General features: G+C 65.3%; 15 protein-coding genes. 7 read left to right on the plus strand and 8 right to left on the minus strand.

What is annotated here, in order from left to right; genetic code table 11:
- The first annotated feature begins 17 nt into the window (after positions 1–17).
- Positions 18–3,134: an efflux RND transporter permease subunit gene (locus XI05_RS36915; RefSeq protein ID WP_271510895.1), complete on the plus strand. Its 3,117-nt coding sequence runs from the start codon at positions 18–20 to the stop codon at positions 3,132–3,134.
- Between the two features lie 3 nt (positions 3,135–3,137).
- On the opposite strand, the gene XI05_RS36920 is transcribed toward XI05_RS36915, so the two are convergent.
- From XI05_RS36920 to XI05_RS36935, 4 genes are all read right to left on the minus strand, one after another.
- Positions 3,138–4,100, minus strand: a complete 963-nt coding sequence (locus XI05_RS36920) for an amidohydrolase family protein (protein WP_271510897.1) — start codon at positions 4,098–4,100, stop codon at positions 3,138–3,140.
- A 174-nt stretch (positions 4,101–4,274) separates the two neighbouring features.
- Positions 4,275–5,717 (minus strand): TolC family outer membrane protein, encoded by a 1,443-nt coding sequence (locus XI05_RS36925; protein ID WP_271510899.1) that lies wholly within the window; start codon positions 5,715–5,717, stop codon positions 4,275–4,277.
- 186 nt (positions 5,718–5,903) lie between these two features.
- The gene (locus tag XI05_RS36930) at positions 5,904–6,683 is read right to left on the minus strand and encodes an enoyl-CoA hydratase (RefSeq protein WP_271510902.1); all 780 of its coding nucleotides are present in this window, start codon (positions 6,681–6,683) and stop codon (positions 5,904–5,906) included.
- Positions 6,684–6,790: 107 nt separating this feature from the next.
- The gene (locus tag XI05_RS36935) at positions 6,791–7,447 is read right to left on the minus strand and encodes a hypothetical protein (RefSeq protein WP_271511925.1); all 657 of its coding nucleotides are present in this window, start codon (positions 7,445–7,447) and stop codon (positions 6,791–6,793) included.
- Positions 7,448–7,736: 289 nt separating this feature from the next.
- Between XI05_RS36935 and XI05_RS36940 the strand changes: the two genes are divergently transcribed.
- Positions 7,737–8,282, plus strand: coding sequence for a sigma-70 family RNA polymerase sigma factor (locus XI05_RS36940; protein ID WP_172784156.1), 546 nt, complete (start codon positions 7,737–7,739; stop codon positions 8,280–8,282).
- A 2-nt stretch (positions 8,283–8,284) separates the two neighbouring features.
- Positions 8,285–8,923, plus strand: coding sequence for a DUF1109 domain-containing protein (locus XI05_RS36945; protein ID WP_271510904.1), 639 nt, complete (start codon positions 8,285–8,287; stop codon positions 8,921–8,923).
- Between the two features lie 59 nt (positions 8,924–8,982).
- Here XI05_RS36945 and XI05_RS36950 read toward each other — a convergent pair whose 3' ends face one another.
- The 3 genes from XI05_RS36950 to XI05_RS36960 form a co-directional block, all read right to left on the minus strand.
- Positions 8,983–11,004: a hypothetical protein gene (locus XI05_RS36950; RefSeq protein WP_271510906.1), complete on the minus strand. Its 2,022-nt coding sequence runs from the start codon at positions 11,002–11,004 to the stop codon at positions 8,983–8,985.
- Between the two features lie 209 nt (positions 11,005–11,213).
- Positions 11,214–12,314 carry a DUF2336 domain-containing protein gene (locus XI05_RS36955; protein ID WP_271510908.1) on the minus strand — a complete coding sequence of 367 codons (1,101 nt, stop codon included), beginning with the start codon at positions 12,312–12,314 and terminating at the stop codon, positions 11,214–11,216.
- 63 nt (positions 12,315–12,377) lie between these two features.
- Positions 12,378–13,535: a GGDEF domain-containing protein gene (locus XI05_RS36960; protein WP_271510910.1), complete on the minus strand. Its 1,158-nt coding sequence runs from the start codon at positions 13,533–13,535 to the stop codon at positions 12,378–12,380.
- A gap of 439 nt (positions 13,536–13,974) precedes the next feature.
- Here XI05_RS36960 and XI05_RS36965 point away from each other — a divergent pair, with 439 nt between their 5' ends.
- The 4 genes from XI05_RS36965 to XI05_RS36980 all read left to right on the plus strand — a co-directional run bounded on the left by XI05_RS36965 (position 13,975) and on the right by XI05_RS36980 (position 18,325).
- Positions 13,975–14,544 carry a sigma-70 family RNA polymerase sigma factor gene (locus XI05_RS36965; RefSeq protein WP_036006024.1) on the plus strand — a complete coding sequence of 190 codons (570 nt, stop codon included), beginning with the start codon at positions 13,975–13,977 and terminating at the stop codon, positions 14,542–14,544.
- Complete coding sequence (locus XI05_RS36970; protein WP_172784160.1) at positions 14,541–15,236, plus strand: hypothetical protein; 696 nt, start codon at positions 14,541–14,543, stop codon at positions 15,234–15,236. Before XI05_RS36965 ends, XI05_RS36970 begins: the two co-directional genes overlap by 4 nt.
- Positions 15,237–15,252: 16 nt before the next feature.
- Positions 15,253–16,968 carry a S8 family serine peptidase gene (locus XI05_RS36975; protein WP_271510912.1) on the plus strand — a complete coding sequence of 572 codons (1,716 nt, stop codon included), beginning with the start codon at positions 15,253–15,255 and terminating at the stop codon, positions 16,966–16,968.
- A gap of 583 nt (positions 16,969–17,551) precedes the next feature.
- Complete coding sequence (locus XI05_RS36980) at positions 17,552–18,325, plus strand: TIGR03809 family protein (RefSeq protein ID WP_271510913.1); 774 nt, start codon at positions 17,552–17,554, stop codon at positions 18,323–18,325.
- A gap of 129 nt (positions 18,326–18,454) precedes the next feature.
- On the opposite strand, the gene XI05_RS36985 is transcribed toward XI05_RS36980, so the two are convergent.
- On the minus strand, positions 18,455–19,825 hold the full coding sequence (locus tag XI05_RS36985; RefSeq protein ID WP_271510915.1) for a TIGR03808 family TAT-translocated repetitive protein: 1,371 nt from the start codon (positions 19,823–19,825) through the stop codon (positions 18,455–18,457).
- Positions 19,826–19,923 lie beyond the last annotated feature (98 nt).

Consider the following 19,923-nt stretch of genomic DNA (forward strand, 5'->3'; position numbering starts at 1 on the left):
GAAAATTGAAGACCTGAATGGATCGTCTCGTTGCCCTTGCCGTCAACCGGCGTTTCCTGATGGTCGGCATGTTCGCCGCCGTGCTGATCGGCGGTCTGATCGCGTTCAACCGGCTCAACATCGAGGCCTATCCCGATCCGACCCCGCCAATGGTCGACATCGTGACGCAGAGCCCGGGGCTGTCGGCGGAGGAGATCGAGCGCTACATCACGATCCCGATCGAGACCCAGGTGGCGGGCCTGAAGAACATCACGACCATCCGCACCATCTCGCTCTACGGTCTGTCCGACGTCAAAATCCAGTTCTCCTTCGCCTATACCTATGACGAGGCGCTGCAGCAGGTGCTGAATCGCCTGGCGCAGCTTGCGCCGCTGCCCGGCAACGTCCAGCCGCAGATCTCGCCGCTCAGCCCGATCGGCGAGATCTTCCGCTATCGTCTCGTCGGTCCGCCGAACTACAGCGTGCTCGACCTCAAGACCATCCAGGACTGGATGCTGCAGCGCCGCTTCCGCGCGGTGCCCGGCGTGATCGACGTCACCGGCTGGGGCGGCAGGAGCAAGACCTACGAGATTCAGGTCGACTTCAACAAGCTGGTCGCCAACGGCCTGACGCTGCCGCAACTGCTCCAGGCGGTCGGCAATTCCAACGTCAATGTCGGTGGCAATACCGTCAATATCGGCCAGCAATCCGCCGTCGTGCGCGGCGTCGGCCTGATCCGCTCGATCGACGATCTCGCCAACACCATGGTGGCGCAGACAGGCGGCAATCCGGTGCTGGTCAAGGACGTCGCCACCGTCACGGTGGGCCAGAAGCCGCGTCTCGGCATTGCCGGCCTCGACGATTCCGACGACATCGTGCAGGGCATCGTGCTGATGCGGCGCGGCGAGCAGAGCTCGCCGACCATCAAGCGCGTCCACGAACTCGTCCAGCAGATCAACAACTCCAGCATCCTGCCGCCCGGCGTGCGCATCGAGCGCATCTACGACCGCGGCGACCTGATCGAGCTCACCACCCACACCGTGCTGCACAACATGGTGATCGGCATCCTGCTGATCGTGCTGTTGCAGTGGATCTTCCTCGGCGATCTCCGCAGCGCGCTGATCGTCGGCGCCACCATCCCGTTCGCGCTGTTCTTCGCCGTCATCACCCTGGTGCTGCGCGGGGAATCGGCCAACCTCCTGTCGGTCGGCGCGATCGATTTCGGCCTCATCGTCGATGCCACCGTCATCATGGTGGAGGCGATCTTCCGCCGCCTCACGCAAACGACGCCGATGTCGGAATCCGAGCATATGTCGCCCGAAACGCTGTTCGGCATGAAGAGCCATGCCATCCTCAGCGCGGCCGCCGACGTCTCGCGATCGATCTTCTTCGCCGCCGCGATCATCATCGCGGCCTTCCTGCCGCTGTTCACGCTGTCGGGCGTCGAGGGCAACATCTTCGGCCCGATGGCGCGCACCTATGCCTATGCGCTGGCCGGCGGTCTCCTTGCCACCTTCACCGTGACTCCCGCGCTGTCCGCGATCATCCTGCCCGCGCATGTCGAGGAGACCGAGACCAAGGTGATGCTGATCCTGCACCGGCTGTACTCGCCGTTGCTGAATTGGGCGGTCGCCAATCGCAGCATCGTCCTCGGCGGTGCGGTCGGCCTCGTGCTGATGACGGTCGCACTCGCCCGGCTGCTCGGCCTCGAATTCCTGCCGAAGCTGGAGGAGGGCAACCTCTGGATCCGTGCCACGCTGCCGCCGACCATCTCGCTCCAGGAAGGCAACAGCTACGTCAACGAGATGCGCAAGGTGATCCGGGCCCGGCCCGAGGTCGAATCCGTGGTGTCGCAGCACGGCCGTCCCGACGACGGCACCGACGCCGCCGGCTTCTTCAACGCCGAGTTTTTCGCGCCGCTCAAGCCGGTGAGCCAATGGCCCGGCACCCGCGACAAGGAAGAGCTGACCGCGCAATTGCTCAAGCAGCTCGACGATCGCTTCCCCGGCGTCGAGTTCAACTTCTCGCAATATCTCCAGGACAACGTCTCCGAAGCCGTCTCCGGCGTGAAGGGCGAGAACTCGATCAAGCTGTTCGGCAGCGACCTCCAGGCGCTGACAGACACCGCCAACAAGATCAAGTCGGTGCTGGCCACCGTGCAGGGCGTCACCGACCTTGCGGTGTTCACCTCGCTCGGGCAGCCGACCGTTCAGATCGACATCGACCGCGCCAAGGCGGCGCGCTACGGCCTCGCGCCGGGCGACATCAACGCCACCATCAAGGTCGCGATCGGCGGCGACACCGCCGGCGACCTCTATGAGCCCGGAAGCGACCGCCACTTCCCGATCATCGTCCGCCTGGCGCCGGAATATCGCCGCAGCGCCGAGGCGATCCAGAATTTGCGGATCGGCGCGCCCGGGCCGAACGGCACCGTTACGCAGATCCCCTTGAGCGAGGTCGCGACCATCAGCCTCGTTTCCGGTGCTGCCTACATCTATCGCGAGCAGCAGGAGCGTTATCTGCCGATCAAGTTCTCTGTGCGTGAACGCGATCTCGGCAGCGCGATCCGCGAGGCGCAGGACAAGATCGCCGCGCAGGTGCAGCTGCCACCGGGCTCGCACATGGAATGGGTCGGCGAGTTCGGCAATCTCCAGGACGCGATCCGGCGGCTCTCGATCGTGGTGCCGATCTCGCTGGCGCTGATCGGCGTGTTGCTCTGGTTCAACTTCGGCTCGATGACCGACACGCTGCTCGCGATGAGCGTGATCCCGATGGCGATCTTCGGCGGCGTGCTCGGCCTCTTGATCTCGGGCACGGCATTCAGCGTCTCCGCGGCGATCGGCTTCATCGCGCTGTTCGGCATCGCGGTGATGGACGGCATCATCATCCTGTCGCAGTTCAACCAGTTGATCGAAGAAGGCATGGACCGCATGAGCGCGGTGGTGCGCACCGGCGAGCTGCAGCTGCGGCCCGTGCTGATGACCTGCGTCGTCGCAGGCGTCGGCCTTCTTCCGGCGGCGCTGTCGGAAGGCATCGGCTCGCAGGTGCAGAAGCCGCTCGCGGTCGTTGTCGTCACCGGCATGATGCTGGCGCCGGTCGTGATCCTGGTGACCTTGCCGGTCCTGATCTCCTTCTTCTCGCGCCGCGCGCGCTGATCGTCAGAACCCGTAGAGCCGCGCCGGATTGTCGACCAGGATCTTCTTGCGCACCTCGGCATCCGGCGCCCAGACCGGAAGCTGGTTGAGCAGGCGGCCGTCGTCGATCTGATGGAGCGGCGCGATGTCGGTGGGCTTGCGTCCCTCGACGCGGCTCGAATCCGGATGCGGCCAGTCGGTGCCCCAGACGATGCGGTCGGCATTGGCCGCGATCAGCGCGCGGGCATAGGGAACCATGTCCTGATAGTCGGGCGCGAGCTTCGACGAGCGATAGGCACCCGAGATCTTCACATAGGCCTTGCCGGACTTCACCAGCGCGACGAGGTCGGAGAAGCCCGGCTGCTCCAGCCCGAGCGAAGCCTCGAGGCCGCCGAAATGGTCGAACACGACCGGCACCGGCGCCGTCTCGACGAGATCCTTGATCGCAGAGATCATGGCCAGCGTGGTGTAGAGCTGCACGTGCCAGCCGCGCGCCTTCATGCGCTCGATGGCGGCGGTGAAGCGCGGCCGGCCGACATTGGGATCGTTGACGCCGCCGGTCGCCAGATTGAGGCGGATGCCGCGGAAGCCGTCCTGGTGCATCGTATCGAGCGCGCTCTCCGGCGTCTTGTCGTCGATCACGGCGACGCCGCGCGCGGTCGCGCCGCGCGCCTTCATGCCGAACAGCGTGGAGGAATTGTCGGTGCCGTAGACGCTCGGCGTCACGATCACCACGCGCTCGATATGCAGCGCCTTGTGCAGTGCGGCCATTTCTTCCGGCGAAGCCGGCTCCGGCGTATAGACGCGTCCCGCGAAGAACGGAAACTTTTCGACATCGCCATGAATGTGGGTATGGCAGTCGCAGGCATGCGCCGGGACGTCGAAATTGATCGGCGTCGCGGGCTGCGCCGCGCGGGAATGGGCTTTGCTGGTCATGGCTACTCCGGCCGCAAGGGAGGCAAGCAGGACGCTGCGTCGGCTGAGCATGGTTTCGCTCCCGGTTATTTTTTTGTAGGCGGGTGGGAAGGAGAATATCACATCAGCCGGGCAACCGCTCCGCTTCGCTGCATAGCTGCTCGACGAGACCAGCAAGCGGACGTGAGCCGTCCACCAGAGCCCCCTTACGCTGACCTTACGTCGCGTGACGGCGCATTGATCTAATCACTGCCCCGACGGCGTGCGCAGGCCGTGCCAGGCGTCGCGGACCTGGTGGTAGTGCACCTCGGGCAGGTAATCCGGCGTGTTCAGGTTCAGCGTCTTGACGTCGAGATGGCCGATGGCGCTGAGCAGCGTGTAGGAGGCGATCACGCGGTCGCGTTGCGCGCCGATCAGGCGGGCCTTGGCCTGGATCAGATCGGCTTGCGAGTTCAGAACGTCCACCGTCGTGCGCTGGCCGCCTGCAGCCTCGCGCTGCACGCCCTGCAGCGCGACGGTGGCCGCCTTCACCTCGGATTCGGAGGCCGAGACCGTGATCTTGGCGCCTTCATTGGCAACCCAGGCGCTGACCGCCGCCGTGCGCGCCTGGTTGCGCACCTGGTCGAGCACGAGGCGGCTCTGCGCCGTGATCTCCTTGGCCTGCCGGGTCTGCGCCGCGGCCTGGCCGCCGTCGTAGATCGGCGCGGTGACGTTGGCGACGATCGAGGCCTGGTCCTCGGCGAAGGTGCCGAGCGTCGGGTCGTTGTTGCGGCTCTTGCTGGCGCTGCCCTGGATGGTCGCGCTCGGCAGCAGCGTGCCTTCGGCGATGCGGATGTTGGTGGAGGCGACATCGACGTCGAAACTGGCGGCCATCACCGCCGGATGCTGGCGGATCGCCATCGTCATGGCGTCCTCGCGGCTCTTCGGCAGATAGCGATCGACGGCCTCGGCAGGCCTGAGCTGCGAGGGCGCATTGCCGATCACTTGCGCATAGGTGGCCTGGCTGACCGCAAGCGCGACCTCGGCCGCGTTGAGATCGGCAAGGCCCCGATTGAGGCGGGCTTCGGCCTGTGCGGTGTCGGTCGGCGTGACGTCGCCGGCATTGAGGCGGCGCTGGGTGACGGCGAGCGTCTCGCGCAGGAAGGCGACGTTGGAGCGCTGCGCCTCGACCAGCGACTGGTTGGCGAGAACGTTGGTGTAGGCCGTGACCGCATCGAGCAGCACGCCCTGGCCGACATTGCGCAGCGCTTCACGGCCGGACTGCACCTGGAGCTCGGCGGCCCGCACGCCGTTGGCAGTGCGGAAGCCGTTGAACAGGCTCTGCGTCACGGTGACGCCGATGATCCAGGGCTTCAGATTGCCGGTCTGGATGGTGTTGTCGGGCAACAGATTGCGGACCGATTGCAGGCCGGCGCTGAGGCTCGCCACGATCTGCGGCCGGTAGCCGGCGAGCGCCTGCGGCACGTTCTCGTCGGTGGCGCGCTGGCGCGCGCGCTCGGCATTGAGCTGCGGATTGGTCTGGTAGGCCTTTGCCAATGCTTCCGGCAGGGCTTCGGCCGATGCCGCGGAGGGCAGGGCGCAAGAGAGCGCGCAACAGAGCGCCAGCGTGGTCCATGTCGCAAGCACAGGACCCGCGCCCGATCGACGTCGCGTCCCTCCGCGACCAGCTCTGGCGGTACGCCCAATCATGTATTCCCGCTTAACCCCGGCTGTCCGCCCCCGCCGACGATGGCCTCTTAACTGTTTAGCCAGCCGAGGTCCCGCAGGCAAACTGCCGCGGGGGAAACCCCCATGTATTCCGTGCTTGTTGCAGGCGCGTCACAGGATGTGTGCGGCAAAGCGCAGTGCCTTACACCAGCCTGACCGGTTTGTGCGCTACCGGTTCTTGTTCACCGGCTTGCGCTTCTCGATGAACGCCGCCATGCCCTCCGAGCGGTCCTCGAGCGCGAAGGTCGAATGGAACAGGTTGCGCTCGACGCTCATGCCTTCGGCAAGCGTGGTCTCGAAGGCGCGGTTCACCGCTTCCTTGGCCATCGCGGCCGCGGGGCGCGACATCGCGGCGATCTTCTCGGCGGCCGACATGACCTCGTCCATCAGCTTGTCGGCGGGTACGATGCGGCTGACGAGGCCGGAGCGCTCGGCTTCCGCCGCGTCCATCATCCGGCCGGTGAGGCAGAGGTCCATGGCCTTGGACTTGCCGATCGCGCGTGTCAGCCGCTGGGTACCGCCGATACCTGGAATGGTGCCGAGCGTGATCTCGGGCTGGCCGAACTTCGCGGTGTCGGCGGCGATGATGAAATCGCACATCATGGCGAGCTCGCAGCCGCCGCCGAGCGCGTAGCCCGCGACCGCGGCGATGGTCGGCTTGCGGCAGCGCGCGATGCGGTCGCCGCCGATCGCGGCGAAATCCTCTGAGAACATGTCGATGAAGCCCTTGGGCTGCATCTCCTTGATGTCGGCGCCGGCGGCAAAGGCCTTCTCGTTGCCGGTCACGACGATGCAGCCGATGGCGTCATCGGCCTCGAGATCGTCGACCGCCGCGGCGATCTCGCGGAAGACGCCGAACGAGAGCGCGTTGAGCATCTTCGGCCGGTTCAGCTTGACGATGCCGACCGCACCGATGCTCTCGACGATGATGTGTTCGAACGTGCTCATGCTCCACCCACGCTTTTGATTGAGTGGGCAATGTGCCCGCTGGCGCGGGTGCCTTCAAGGGGGCCGGACGCGGGACGCGCGCGGGTCGCGTCCCGCGGAACCGCCAATCAGGCCATGAACATGCGGGCGGCGGAGGCCAGAGTGAGCAATGTGCCGATGCCGATGAAGATCTTGCCGATCAGGGAGCTCTGGTCCCAGGCCGAGCTCTGCTGGGCGCTGGCCATCACCGGCGCCGGCCGTGGCTGCGCCTCGGTCGCGGCGATCACCGTCTTCTGCGGCGGCGGGTTCTCCTGCAGGGCGCGATCGATGTCGTTGAGCTGATCGGGCGCGACGACCTGGTTTTCCGGGTTCTCAGCGTTGGTATTATCGGCGGCTGCCTGGACGTTGTCGTTGGCGCGGTTCGTCATCGCGGAGACGGCTGCGGCAGTCGGCGTCTCAGCGGCGAGCTGCGCATTGGCGTTGGCGACCCCCGGGGGCATCTGGCTCGCGGCCGGCACCTGACTGTCGGTCTTGTCGTTGCTGGCCTCGTCGGCCTTGGCCGCCGCGTCCTTCTTGTCGGCCTTGTCGTCGGATTTCTGCACTGCCTTCTTGCTGTCGGTGCGGCGCGAGTCATGGCGCCGGGGCTTGGCCGTATCGGCCCCTTTGTCCACGCTCTCCGATTTGTTGCCGGCGGCCGAGTTCGGCGCCGCCTGTGCGACGCCCCCGGACAGCAAGACAAGCCCGGCCAAACCGATCAGGGCCGCGCGCGCGCTGGTTTTCATCATGTCGACGATCTCCCCAATTCCGCCCGTCCCGGCAGCGAACAGAGACCCCGGGGCGTGACGACAGCGCGGCAAAAAAGGGGAATCTTCGGGCTACACCCGCCAAAAACGCGGCAAACCCCCTCCCGCAGCCACCCGCCCGATGCAGGACGCACCGATCGGTGTTATGAGCCGTCGCAGATGTTCGCGGCCGCATCGGTCGCGCGGCCCGGATCGATCACGAATTCGTGATATGTTCGGTGCCCGCGTAACAAATTGAAAGAGCGGCCGAATTGCATGGTGAGGGGCGCGGGTGCGCGGACGTGAGGACGAATGGACCGGCCTGATGCGGTCGGCCATGGCCGGCGATGATGCCGCGTATCATCGCCTGTTGAAGGCAGTCACGCCGGTGCTGCGGGCCGCCGCGAGGCGTGGCCTGGCGCGGGCAGGTCAGCCCCCCGACCAGGCCGAGGATATCGTGCAGGAGATTCTGTTGGCGGTGCATCTGAAGCGGCATACCTGGGACAGCGAAGCGCCTTTCGCGCCCTGGCTGTTTGCGATCGGCCGCAACAAGCTGATCGATGCGCTCCGCCGGCGCGGCAGGCGCGTGTTCGTCAACATCGACGATTTCGCCGAGACGCTGCCGGGCGAAGCGCCGCAGGAGACCGCTTCGGCCGGCGAGGTCGCCGCCCAGCTCGGAACCCTGCCGCAGCGTCAGCGCGACGTGCTGCAATCGATCGCGGTCGAGGCCGCCTCGATCAAGGATACGGCGACAAAGTTGTCGATGAGCGAGGGCGCGGTCCGGGTCGCGCTGCATCGCGGACTTGCGGCGCTGACGGCCAAACTGCGGGACCATTGATCATGGACACCGATCAACTCATTCGCTCGCTTGCGGTCGACAACGCGCACCGCGCCCCACGGGTCGGCGCCGTGCTGACCATGGCGCTGCTGGTGGCCGCGCCCTTGTCGATCCTGATCTTCGCGACGTTCCTCGGTATGCGCGCCGACGTGATGAGCGCCATGCGCAATCCGTTCTTCGACATGAAGTTCGCGGTGACCCTGTCGCTCGCAATCCCCGCCATCATCGTCAGCCTGCATTTGTCGCGTCCCGAAGCCCTGCTGCGCGGCTGGGGCTGGCTGCTGCTGCTTCCCGTCGGGCTGCTCGCGGTAGCGATCGGCGGTGAGGCGATGATGGCGCCGGCCATGCCGATGACGATGCGCCTGATGGGCAAGAACTCCAGGGTGTGCCTGGTCGCGATCCCCGCGATGTCGCTGCCGCTGCTTGCGGGGGCGCTGTTCGGCCTGCGCCACGGCGCGCCGTCCCGCCCCGCGCTCGCCGGAGCGCTCGCCGGGCTGGTGTCGGCCGGACTTGCGGCGACCCTCTATGCCTCGCACTGCACCGACGATTCCCCGCTGTTCGTCGCGACCTGGTACACGCTCGCGACCGCGCTGGTGACGGCGATCGGCGCGGCGGTGGGATCGAGGGTTCTGCGATACTGAGTGTCGGCCCTGTCGCTTCTTGTTGTTGACCGTGCTGACGAACCGCATTGCGTCCAGTGTCAGGACCTTCTGCGATAGAGGATGAACCGGGTGGATTCCTCCGAGCGCTCGAACTGCTCCCGCAGGATCCCCTCGACCATCTCCTTCAACCAGGCATATTGGGGTGTCGCGCCGCGATCCAGAAAGAAATAGTCAGCTCCTGCAAAGCTCCTGTTCACCTGCTCGCGGCTGAATGTGTCCCGGAAGGGCAAGAAGTAGCCTTTCGGGGCCCTCCCGAGAGTCGGGAGAAGAAGCCAATCCTGGTCCGACAGCAGCAGCATGCGGCCGTCGCGCGGCACGATCTTGTTGACCAGGTCGATGTCACTGGAGTCCAGTGCCACCTGGACCGGCCCCGAGGTCTTTCTCCATCTGAAGCTGGCGATGCTCGGGAACTCCAAATACGACCGCAGTCCTATTGTCGTGGGTTGACGCCGGTCCTGGGCATCCAGAAGCACGGTGACGGAGACGACGGCTATCGCCGCCAACGATATCGCCGGGACAAGCTGCGACGTCGTTCGGCCGAGAGCGGCACGAAATGCCGATCGGCCCCACCACGCGCCGACGGCAAGATAAGCAAATGCATTTTGCTGCCATACCGCATCCAGCGATCGGTTCATCCATTTCATCATGAAGACCAGCGCGACGAGAGACAGAACCAGCAGATAAGCACGCTCGATGGTGCGCGAGCCGGTCCACGCACCGGCGACGCTGACGGCGGTGCCGATGGCGATCACGGGCATGACGATCTGGTAGAGCGTCCCGAATCCGGGCTGCCAGACCAGAAGCACCCCCACCCAATTCGAGAAGCTGTGCAGGCTCAGCGGCGCGAGGAAGGCGTACAGAAAGTCCGCCGAAAGGACAGCCGGACCGTATGCCGCAACGAACAAGGCCAGCAGGAACATCAGTGACATGCCGGTGAAGGCGGCGACTTCCCAAAGCCGACGTCCTTCTAGCAGCCGTACCGACAATGCGGCACAGGCTATCGCCCACGTGTAAATTCCGGTCTCGGTATTCCAAAAGACCGAGACAGCGCAGGCGACAGACAGTGCCGCCAATAACCAGCCGGACGGTTGCACCATGAGACGCGCCAGGATGCCGATCGCAACGAACACGAATGCGTATCGGATCGCGAGAGCGGACGGTCCGCCATAGGCGTCGCCGTCGGCGTATTGACACAGCGCAAGAAACACGACCGTCAAAACAAACGGCATTGCCCTGCTCTGGAAAAAGTCCCGCAGCACCCAATAGGCCGTCAGGTGGAAGATCACGAGGCTTGCGGCAATCAGCTTGATGTAATTGTCATACAATGCGTTGATGTCCGCGGTCAGGAGCCTGCTCAACAGGTATGGCGGTCCGTATCCGTAGAACGAGAGGAAGTCGCGCCCCGGTACCATCCCATTTGCAAAGTGATAGAGCGCCGGTCCCGTCAGGTACGATACGGGATGATTGCCGACCATGGCCCGTGTGGCCATGCCCCGCACGTCCGCAGGAAGGATCAGGACCAATAGTGCAGCGATCAGCCCCGCATCGACCCATCCAAATTCGGAAAACTTGATTGGCCTGACCTCGGCATCGCCTTTGATGTGTATGAAGGTTGGAATGCGCTTCACGAACGGGATGAAGGTGGCAGCGACAATGGCGGCCAGCGCAAGCCGTTGGAATCTTGGCTCAAACGTAGCCCGCAGGAAAGGATGTAGCTCCGTGACAATGATCGCCGCCGAGATGTAGAACAGAACGAGCGAGCGGCCTTCAAATGACGGTCGGAGCCTGAGAGCCGCAAAACCTGCCGCAGTGCCGAACCCGTAGAACAGCGCGTAAAAGATCTTCTCGGTGCGTTTGACCGCGTCGCTGCTTGAGAAGTTCGGCTCAATGACCGGGAAATCCTGTGCGAGGTTTGCGCCTAGGTCTGGCTGGGCGGTAAACAGAACCAGATAGGCCGAAAGGCCAGCTGCTACCGCACCAACGCAAGCCCCCCACACTGCAAAGCTCTGAAGACGCCAAAGCTCGAGTTCTGATCGTGTTATTGGCTTGACGAGACGCAACTAACCCCCCGACCACGAATTTCGAGGCGAATGTAGGGCAAAAATATCCGCGATGCGATAGGCGGCGGGCCGGAATAGCAGATCGCCTGGGGAGGCGCCTCGCTGAAAATGCGCAAACGCTGGTCCCTCGTCACAAACGGGGGATATGCATTTTTTGGGAGATCATAAGCAAAGCGGCGCTGAAGCGCGCGACGCTTTCTCCTCGCGCTTCAGGCCACCGTCGTCGCATTCTGCATGCGGTGGAAGCGCAGGACCTGTTGTGCAGTCGATGCGCGCAAGCCCTCGTAGGTGTCGCGCAGCTTCAGCATGTCGGTCTGCGACCCGCCGGAGAGCTTCTCGCGCATGGCGATGATCGCGCGCACGCTCGGCCATTGCATGCCCGCGACCTTGGCGAGGATCATCACGCCCTCGGTACGGCTTTCGATCATCATGGTCTCGGCGGTCTCGACCGCAACGCCCGCGAGCGCCGCGAGCCCGGCATTGGTCTCGTCGAACTTGCCCTGTTCGGCGAAGGTCGTGATCTGGAGCTCGTTGAGCCGGCCGTCCTCGTGCAGCGACTTCACCAGTGCGCGAGCCATCTCCGTCTGTTTCGTCCTGGTGACGGCGCGAACCCGTTGGGCCGCTTCCTCGACGGCTCTCGACACCTCGTCCGCGAGCTCAGGATGTGCGGCCGCGAGCTTCCTGCGCACGCTGGATGATGCCTTGGCGACCAGCCTCAGATAGTGATGGCGCGGCAGGTCAGGCCGCAGGCCGATGCAGCCGGCGAGGTCGTCATCGCGCTCGGCGCGGACGACGAGGTCGGCGAGACTCTCCTCCGATAATTGCGCGCCCGGATTGCCGACGGTCGACTGCACCACGTCCTCATCGCCCCGTGCCACCAGCACGTCGGTCAGCGCTTCCGACAGCGTCCGCCGTAGCGAGATCGCCTTGAGATGCGCCTGGCCCCTGGTGCGCGCGATCTCGATCAAGGTCGCCTCGTCCAGTCGTTCCGACTTCGACAGCACGGGGCCGGAGACCTCGATGATCTCGTCGAGTGCGAGCGTGCGGATGATCTGCGGCGGCGCAGCCGCGATCGGTGCGAGCCGTTCGGCGAGCAGCGCCCTGGCCGACGTCTCGATCTGCTCGATCAGGCATTGGAACACGTCGTCGAACACGCGGATGTGGTCGTCGGAATAGTCGACCGCGTTACCCACGAAGAGGTCGGTGACGCGGCGCAGCGTCTCCACCCGGTGCGCGACGGTGCCGTGCGAGAGGGCAGCCTGCAATTCCTCGATCAGGTTTTCGGATGGTCTTGCGGAATTTGATCTCATTGCCCTGTCCTGGAGCGTTCGGGCCGGCGGCGGCTTCTGTCGCACCGGAGGAAAATAAGTCGGTCAGCTCGTTGCAATGCAGTTGCGCCCTTGCGCCTTGGCGGAATAGAGCGCGCTGTCGGCGCGCGCGAGAAACGTGTCGGCAGTATCAGCGTCGCGCAGCGTCACGACGCCCGCGGAAATGGTCACCCGCATGCCCGGAGAGAATGCGCTCCAGTCCAGATCGGCGACGATGCCGCGCAGGCGATCGAGCGTGCGGCGCGCGACGTCGCCCGACGTGTCCGGCAGCAGCAGCAGGAATTCCTCGCCGCCGTAGCGGCCGAAACTGTCGGTCGGCCGGATGTTGGCGAAGATGGTGATCGCGAAAGTGCGCAGCACCTCGTCGCCGATGGGATGGCCGTAAGCGTCGTTGATGCGCTTGAACCAGTCGAGATCGATTAGCGCGATCGCGCAAGGTGTGGATGCCTGCCGCGACTTTTCGATCTCTATGTCGAGAAGCCGCATGATGCAGCGGCGGTTGTAGGAGCCGGTGAGCTCGTCGAGCTCGGCCAGCTCCTCGATGCGCCGATAGGCGGCCTTCAATTCGATGCTGCGCCGGTACAGGATCTTGCGCAGCGTGGCGCCGAACAGGCCGAGGAAGGCGCACTGGCCGATCACCAGCACGAAGCAGAGCATCGAGGCGGTTCGCTGCAGCCGGGTCGCGACCGGCAGTCCGATCGGCAGGTCCGATCCGAGGAAAACCAAGGTGAGCCCGCAGGTGGCAAGGCCCCAGGTGACCATTGCCTGGCTCGACGTCATGCGCAGCGTGCCGAACGCGAAGATCAGAAACAACACGGCGAGGAACGCGACCCCGACCGTCGGCACCGTGAGCAGGAACACCAGTTGCAGCGCCATATGCGCCGCGATCTGATAGACGGTGAGGTAATGATCTTCGAAACGGTCGCCGAAACCGGCTTCCGACAGCACGGTAAAGGTCCCGATGATCAGGAGGCCGCCGAGCCAGAACAGCGTCGGAACGCCCATGGAGACCGCGCCGTCATAGGCGTAGAGCAGCAGGACCGCACCGCCCAGCGAGTAGCTTGCGACCTGGCCGATATACATCTGGCGCCGCTGCCAGGCGCGGCGCACCTTGACCTCGGGAGCCGTCGTCTCGGACGCGAGGACGAGATCCGCGACCTCTGCGGCATTCCTCTCCGGAAAGGACGTCGCAGCCGTGCTCATGGTCCCGCCAATGGTGGATGTCAGCGTAAAAACCTACGTGGCAAGCCTTTAGGTTTGGTATCCTTTGAAAACGAATCCGAACCGTGCAGCGCGGAACAAGGCGATAAGCCAGTGTGAAGATTTTTACCGGCGATCAGGTATCGTGTGCGCTGCGGTCGAGCCAAAGCAGGGCTTGGCGCGACAAAGGTGGTGCAGGGCTGCTATGGAACCGGATGAGGCCGGGCCGCCTGTGCCCGGACGAGCATTCCGCAGGGAAATATCTTAGTATTATGGTACCGATTCGGATTGGCGACACTGACCACCGCGGGTGGGTCGAGAAAAATGCCCGTATGTGGGGTAGCTCACACAGGCCGCCGTACGATTGCGGTAGGTTGAACAATTTTGCCCCCTACGTCGAACCGTCCGCCGCATCGACCCGACCAACTTTGCGAGACGGCCATTGAGCGCGACACAGGCGGCTTCGGACGAGATCCTGATCGCCAGGATCGCTCAAGGTGACCGGCTTGCCATGCAGGTGCTGTACGGGCGGCACCATGTCAGGGTTTACAGGTTCGGACTGAGGCTCGTGCGGGACGAGCAGGCGGCGGAAGACCTCATCAGCGAGGTATTTCTCGACGTCTGGCGTCAAGCCGGCAAGTTCGAGGGCCGATCCGCCGTTTCCACCTGGCTGCTGGCAATCACCCGATTCAAGGCCCTGTCTGCGCTCCGGCGCAGGAAGGATTTCGAGCTGGACGAAGACGCCGCCAACGCGATCGAGGATACGTCCGACGATCCGGAAACGGTGGTGCAGAAGAAGGATACCAGTGAGGCGTTGCGGGAGTGTCTGACGGGCCTTTCGCCGGATCACCGGGAAATCGTCGATCTCGTCTACTACCACGAGAAGTCCGTGGAAGAGGTGGCCGAAATCGTCGGGATACCGGAGAACACTGTGAAGACGCGCTTGTTCTATGCGCGCAAGAAACTGGCCGAACTGCTGAAGGCAGCCGGCGTTGAGCGAGGCTGGCCATGATGGCTTTGAGCAAGAAGATGCTGGAGCAAGAGCCCAGTGAAATTGAACTGCTGCTGCCCTGGCACGCTGCCGGCACGCTGAACGCGCGCGATGCGCGCCGTGTCGAGGAAGCGCTGGGGCGCGATCCCGAGCTTGCCAGGCAATATGCCGCGATCCGCGCCGAGTACGAAGAGACCATCCACCTGAACGAGAGTTTGGGGGCGCCGTCGGCGCGCGCGATGCAGAAGCTGTTCGCTGCGATCGATGCCGAGCCGGCCCGGGCGAGCGGCTCGCTGCCGCTGTCGGCGCGCATCTCGACCTTCTTCGCGAGCCTGTCGCCGCGCACGCTGGCCTGGTCGGCGAGCCTCGGCGCCGTCGCGCTCGTGCTGCAGGCCGGCATCATCGGCGCCGTGCTGATGAAGAAGCAGCCGGCGACCTTCCAGACCGCCTCGCTCTCGACCAGTGCGCCGATCACACGCGAGCTTGGCAGCGCGGCCGCGCCGGCGCGTGCGCTGGTGCGCTTCACGCCCGAGGCGCGCGTCGCCGACATCACCGCACTGCTCGACAGCTACCAGGCTTCGATCATCGGCGATGCCAAGGGCGGCATGTTCCGCCTCCAGTTCGACAAGGCGATGAGCCAGGACGAGCTCGCTTCGCTGCTCGGCAGGATGCAGCGCGAGAAGTTCGTCAACCTCGCCGTCGCGGCGCCGTAGGCGCGCCGCTGAACCGATGACGGGCAAATCCGAGAGCTGGGTGCGCGCCGGGATCCGCGTTTCATCCGTCGGCGTTGCCTTTTTGGTCGCCTCCTGTCTCGGCGTCGAGGTTGCGCAGGCGCAGGCGATCATGCGCACCCCCACGATCAGTGTGCCCTCGCGCACGCCGACCATCTCTCCCAACATCACCCCGCGGGTCAGCCCGAACATCGCTGCGCGCGCGGTAAGCGTCGACCGCGGCCCGCGGACAATGGCGACCATTCCGCGTACCACGACGTCGCGCATCCACCCGACGACGCCGGTGCTGCCCTACGCGCGTTACTCGCCGAACCTCTATCCGGCCTGCACCGCGCCCTACCGTGCTGCCGACGGCGAATGTCTGGCGCAGCCGAACGCCGGCGGCGAGGGCACCGGAAAATCTGGCAAGAAGAGCGCCGGCAAGGGGCGCGGCAACGATACGCCGGTCGCGCTGACTTCGCGCAGCTTCGCAGGCGAATTCGTCGCCGAGATCGACGGCGTGCTGTCGACCGCCGAGGCCGACGAGCTGGCGCGTCGCCACGGCCTGACCCGCCTCGCTTCCGAGAATTTCCCGCTGATCGGAGCCACGTTCGGCCTGTTCCGCATTGCCGATGGCCGGCCATACGAAACCGTGCGGCGCGAGTTCGCGGCCGACGGCAGCGTGCGCTCGCTGCAGCCAAACTTCCGCTACGTGCTCCAGGACCAGAAATCGGCTGCCACGACCGAGGGCGATCCTGCGCAATATGCGCTGGCAAAGCTCCGCCTGCCGCAGGCGCATACGCTGGCGCACGGGGCCAACGTCACGATCGCCGTGATCGATTCCGGCGTCGACGCCCGGCATCCCGAGCTCGCCAATTCCATCGCCGACAATTTCGACGCGCTCGGCAGTGCCGAAGGACCGCACGTCCATGGTACCGGCATCGCCGGGGCGATCGCGGCCCATGCCCGTCTGATGGGCAGCGCGCCCGAGGCCCGCATCATCGCCATCCGGGCCTTCGGCGGTGCCAATGGCGGCGCCGAGAGCTCGTCCTACATCATCCTGCGTTCCCTGAATTACGCCGCCGAGCACGGCGCGCAGATCGTCAATATGAGCTTTGCCGGTCCGAAGGACGCGGTGATCGAGCGCGCGATCGCGGCGACGGCCGCGCGAGGTCTCGTGCTGATCGCGGCCGCCGGCAATGCCGGCGCGAAATCACCGCCGCTCTATCCGGCCGCCAACCCCAACGTGATTGCAGTCAGCGCGACGGATCAGCAGGACAGGCTGTTCGCCGCCTCCAACCGCGGCAACTACATCGCCGTCGCGGCCCCCGGCGTCGACATCTTCCTGCCGGCACCCGACGGCAAGTACCAGATGACGTCGGGAACCTCGTTCTCCGCCGCCTATGTCTCAGGCGTCGCGGCGCTGCTGCTCGAGCGCAATTACGCACTCAAGCCGGAAGCGCTGCGCATGACACTGGTGAAGACCGCGCGCGACCTCGGCTCCCCCGGGCGTGACGACCTCTTCGGCGACGGTCAGGCCGACGCGTTTGCCGCCGTCATGGCTATTCCCGTCGACAGCGCGACGCCGGTCGCTGCTGCCTCGGGTACAACAAAACGTGAAGATGCCGACAAGCGTCGCGACGAGCCCGGCATTCGCGCGATCGAACAGCCCTCGCTGTCGAGCACAGCCGATAAAGGCGCGATTTCTCAGGCAGATAGGCCGGCGACGCGATAGTCGCTGCGACAACTTTGCGCGCGCGCCGATGGTCAAAAAATCAGACCCCGCATTGAACGTTGAGCCCGCTGCCACGACCAACTGATGTGGGAGCGGTCATCCCTCCCCATCAGTCATATCAGGCGCGAGCGCCCATCCACCCCAAGCGCCCATATGGCTCGACCCGTCCGGTTGTCCCCCCGGACGGGTCTTTTCTTTTCAGAGCGTTTTTGACCGAAGTGGATTCCGGTTCGCGTGAAGAGAACGCGCCAAAACCGGAATCTAGAGCTTCGGTTGTGATTCAATCAGAGCCGAAGCTCTAAGTGTCCGGTTTTTTGAAGCTTCGCATCCGTTCAGCTTTCGGTTGAAGATCGCGCCGGCCTCGGTCGCCGCCGCGCGCGCGGCGCGCCGCAACTCCGTTATGCTTGTGCGAAGCTTGACTCGAAAACACAGCAATTCTCCGCACGACTACGGTGTTTGACGACCAATGCCGCGTCGTTGCTGGACAAGTCAAAACTTTTCCACAAAATATTCATGTCGCGTCTAAATTGATTCGTGTGCGTTGCGTCCCCCGCGTCCGTGTTTTCTCCTGACGGGCTGGTTCATGACACATCGCCAAGAGTTCGTTCGCGACGCGGCTGGCAGCCGCCAAATCGCGGCGCGCTGGTGCGCTCTCGCCGAACAGCGCCTGCAACATCTCTCCGAGATGTTCGAGACCGGCCGCTGGCGCCGCTATCATTCCGAGATCGCGTTCCTCGAAAACATCCAGGAAGCCAAGCGCGCTGTCCAGACCTGGCGCGCGCTTGCGACCGGCGGGGACGTCGCCGAGGCGGCCGCGAGCGTGACGCCGGCATTCGGTTGGTCGCCGGCGACGATGCCCCGCATGGCACCACGCGAGCAGGCGCAGACCGTGCAGCCCAAGACTTTGCAGCCCAAGACTTTGCAGCCAAAGGCCGTTCACATCGCTCCCGAGACCGCCACGCCGGTCAGGCTCGATCCGAAGCCCGACGTGCTCGCGGAGATCACCGAAGCCCCGATCGCGCCGCTTGCCATGCCGGTGGCTTGGCCGTCGTTCACCGCGCCTGCCGAGATGCCGCCGCTCAAGGCTCCCGCTGCGAAGGCACCGTTCATCGCACCTGCCGTGAGATCGCCGCGCGCGGAGCCGGCCGCAACCGCGCCATTCACCGCGCCGGAAGTGAGGCCGCCGGTGCCTGCCGAGAAGCCGCCGAAGACCGCGCCTGCAGCGATGGCGGCGCTCCTGCCGCAGTTCGCTCCGCCCGCCGAGGAAATCGTCGCCGCCCCCGAGCGCGTCGTCGAATTCACCTTGAGCTTCGACGGCCTGGAAGCGAAGTACCCGCTGCTGCGGAACGCGTTCTAACGCTCCGTCGCGAGGGCAAAACGGGAGGCAGCCGCACCTGTCGCTCCGTCATCCTGAGGCGCGAGGCATGGGACGCAGCGCGTCCCATGGGGAGCCCCGAAGGATGCGGGGCCCGGCCGTCAACCACGCCTACCTTCGCACCGCATTGCCGCCGACCACCAGCTGCGCGAAGCGTTGTGCGCCGTCGGCCGACAGGTCCGACGTCACCGCACGGGCGTGATCGAGGCCGACCACGGCACCGCGCGGCGTCTCGGAGATCATGTTGTTGTTGACGAGCGCGGTGCCGGCGCCCGGCACCACGGATACGCCGACGCCGGCCAGCGCCTTGCGGATGACGTTGCCCGTGATCGCGACATCGCGCAGATATTTGCCCCAGCCGGCGACGATGCCGTAGGACGGCGCGTTCTCGATGACGTTGCCGGTCACCGAAGAGTCCGCCTCGATGTAGATGCCGACGCCGGCATCGTCATCAGGCGCGGTGCCGATCGGCCGCTTCGGGATCAGGTTGCGGATGATGTTGCCCTGGACCACCGCGATGCGGCCGCCCTCGTTGAAATTGCAGACGGAGACGCCGACGGCCGCACCGTCCACAATGTTGTTGGCGATCACCGCGGCCTCGAACGCGAACTCGGAATAGAGCGCGACCTCGCGCACGTCGCTGACGCTGTTGCCCGTGATATGGATGTTCGAGGCCGAGTTGCCGCGCACGGCCGAATAGTCGCAATTCCTGATGCGGTTGCCGCGCACGATCACGTTGCTGGCGCGAAAGGCGTTGATGGCATTGCCGTATTGGCCCGAGCCGCCGGGGCCGGCCTTGATGTTCTCGATGCGATTGTCGGCGACCAGCGTGCCGTCATCGCCGATCGCATTGCGCAGGATCTCGATCCCGTTGTCGTTGGTGCCGAGAATCGTGTTGCGGCAGACACCGAGGCCCCTGGCGTCGAACGACACGACCGCCGTCACGGCGATGTCGCTGAAGATATTGCCGGAAATGTCGCCCGCGACCTGCTCGAGCCAGATGCCGCTGCCGCCCGAGCTCGTGATAGTGCATTCGCTGATGCGCACATCGCGCCCGCCGAGAACGTGGATCATGCCGCGGCGTGTCGGCAGCGCAATGCCGCCGCCGTCGAAGGTGATGCCGGTGAGGCCGATCGCATCGGAGCCGTCGCTCTGGATCGCCGAGGCACCGCCGGTGAAGACGAGCTTTGTCGCGCCGCGCACGCCGATCAGCTGCGCGCCGTTCGGCAGCCGCAACAGGCCGGTCCGGTACACGCCCGGTGGCAAGGCGAGCGGCATTTGCGCGCGCGCGGTCTCGTCGATGGCGCGCTGCAGCGCGCGGGTCTGGTCCTCGCTGCTGCCGGGCCGCACACCGTATTGCGTGGCATCGCGGCCGAGCATCGACGTCAGCGGCGCCGCGCGCGCGGCGTCAACAGGCATGGCGAGCGCACCGGCAATGCCGGCGGTCGAAGCCCCGATGAGATGACGGCGATTGAGGTCCATGATGCGTCCTCCGGCGGACGCGGGGGTCCGCAGCGGTTTCGTAGCGCAGCAGGGCGAGGACCGTGAGGATTGTTGGCGGTAGGGTTAAATGTTTACGC

The sequence above is a fragment of the Bradyrhizobium sp. CCBAU 11357 genome (genome assembly GCF_028128865.1).
In the GTDB taxonomy this organism is placed as follows: Bacteria; Pseudomonadota; Alphaproteobacteria; order Rhizobiales; family Xanthobacteraceae; genus Bradyrhizobium.

What these genes read in the sequence shown, in the direction of transcription:
- XI05_RS36915 (WP_271510895.1), top strand. Translation starts at nt 18, where the DNA reads ATGGATCGTCTCGTTGCCCTTGCCGTCAACCGGCGTTTCCTGATGGTC.
- XI05_RS36920 (WP_271510897.1), bottom strand. Translation starts at nt 4,100, where the DNA reads ATGCTCAGCCGACGCAGCGTCCTGCTTGCCTCCCTTGCGGCCGGAGTA.
- XI05_RS36925 (WP_271510899.1), bottom strand. Translation starts at nt 5,717, where the DNA reads ATGATTGGGCGTACCGCCAGAGCTGGTCGCGGAGGGACGCGACGTCGA.
- XI05_RS36930 (WP_271510902.1), bottom strand. Translation starts at nt 6,683, where the DNA reads ATGAGCACGTTCGAACACATCATCGTCGAGAGCATCGGTGCGGTCGGC.
- XI05_RS36935 (WP_271511925.1), bottom strand. Translation starts at nt 7,447, where the DNA reads ATGATGAAAACCAGCGCGCGCGCGGCCCTGATCGGTTTGGCCGGGCTT.
- XI05_RS36945 (WP_271510904.1), top strand. Translation starts at nt 8,285, where the DNA reads ATGGACACCGATCAACTCATTCGCTCGCTTGCGGTCGACAACGCGCAC.
- XI05_RS36955 (WP_271510908.1), bottom strand. Translation starts at nt 12,314, where the DNA reads ATGAGATCAAATTCCGCAAGACCATCCGAAAACCTGATCGAGGAATTG.
- XI05_RS36960 (WP_271510910.1), bottom strand. Translation starts at nt 13,535, where the DNA reads ATGAGCACGGCTGCGACGTCCTTTCCGGAGAGGAATGCCGCAGAGGTC.
- XI05_RS36970 (WP_172784160.1), top strand. Translation starts at nt 14,541, where the DNA reads ATGATGGCTTTGAGCAAGAAGATGCTGGAGCAAGAGCCCAGTGAAATT.
- XI05_RS36975 (WP_271510912.1), top strand. Translation starts at nt 15,253, where the DNA reads ATGACGGGCAAATCCGAGAGCTGGGTGCGCGCCGGGATCCGCGTTTCA.
- XI05_RS36980 (WP_271510913.1), top strand. Translation starts at nt 17,552, where the DNA reads ATGACACATCGCCAAGAGTTCGTTCGCGACGCGGCTGGCAGCCGCCAA.
- XI05_RS36985 (WP_271510915.1), bottom strand. Translation starts at nt 19,825, where the DNA reads ATGGACCTCAATCGCCGTCATCTCATCGGGGCTTCGACCGCCGGCATT.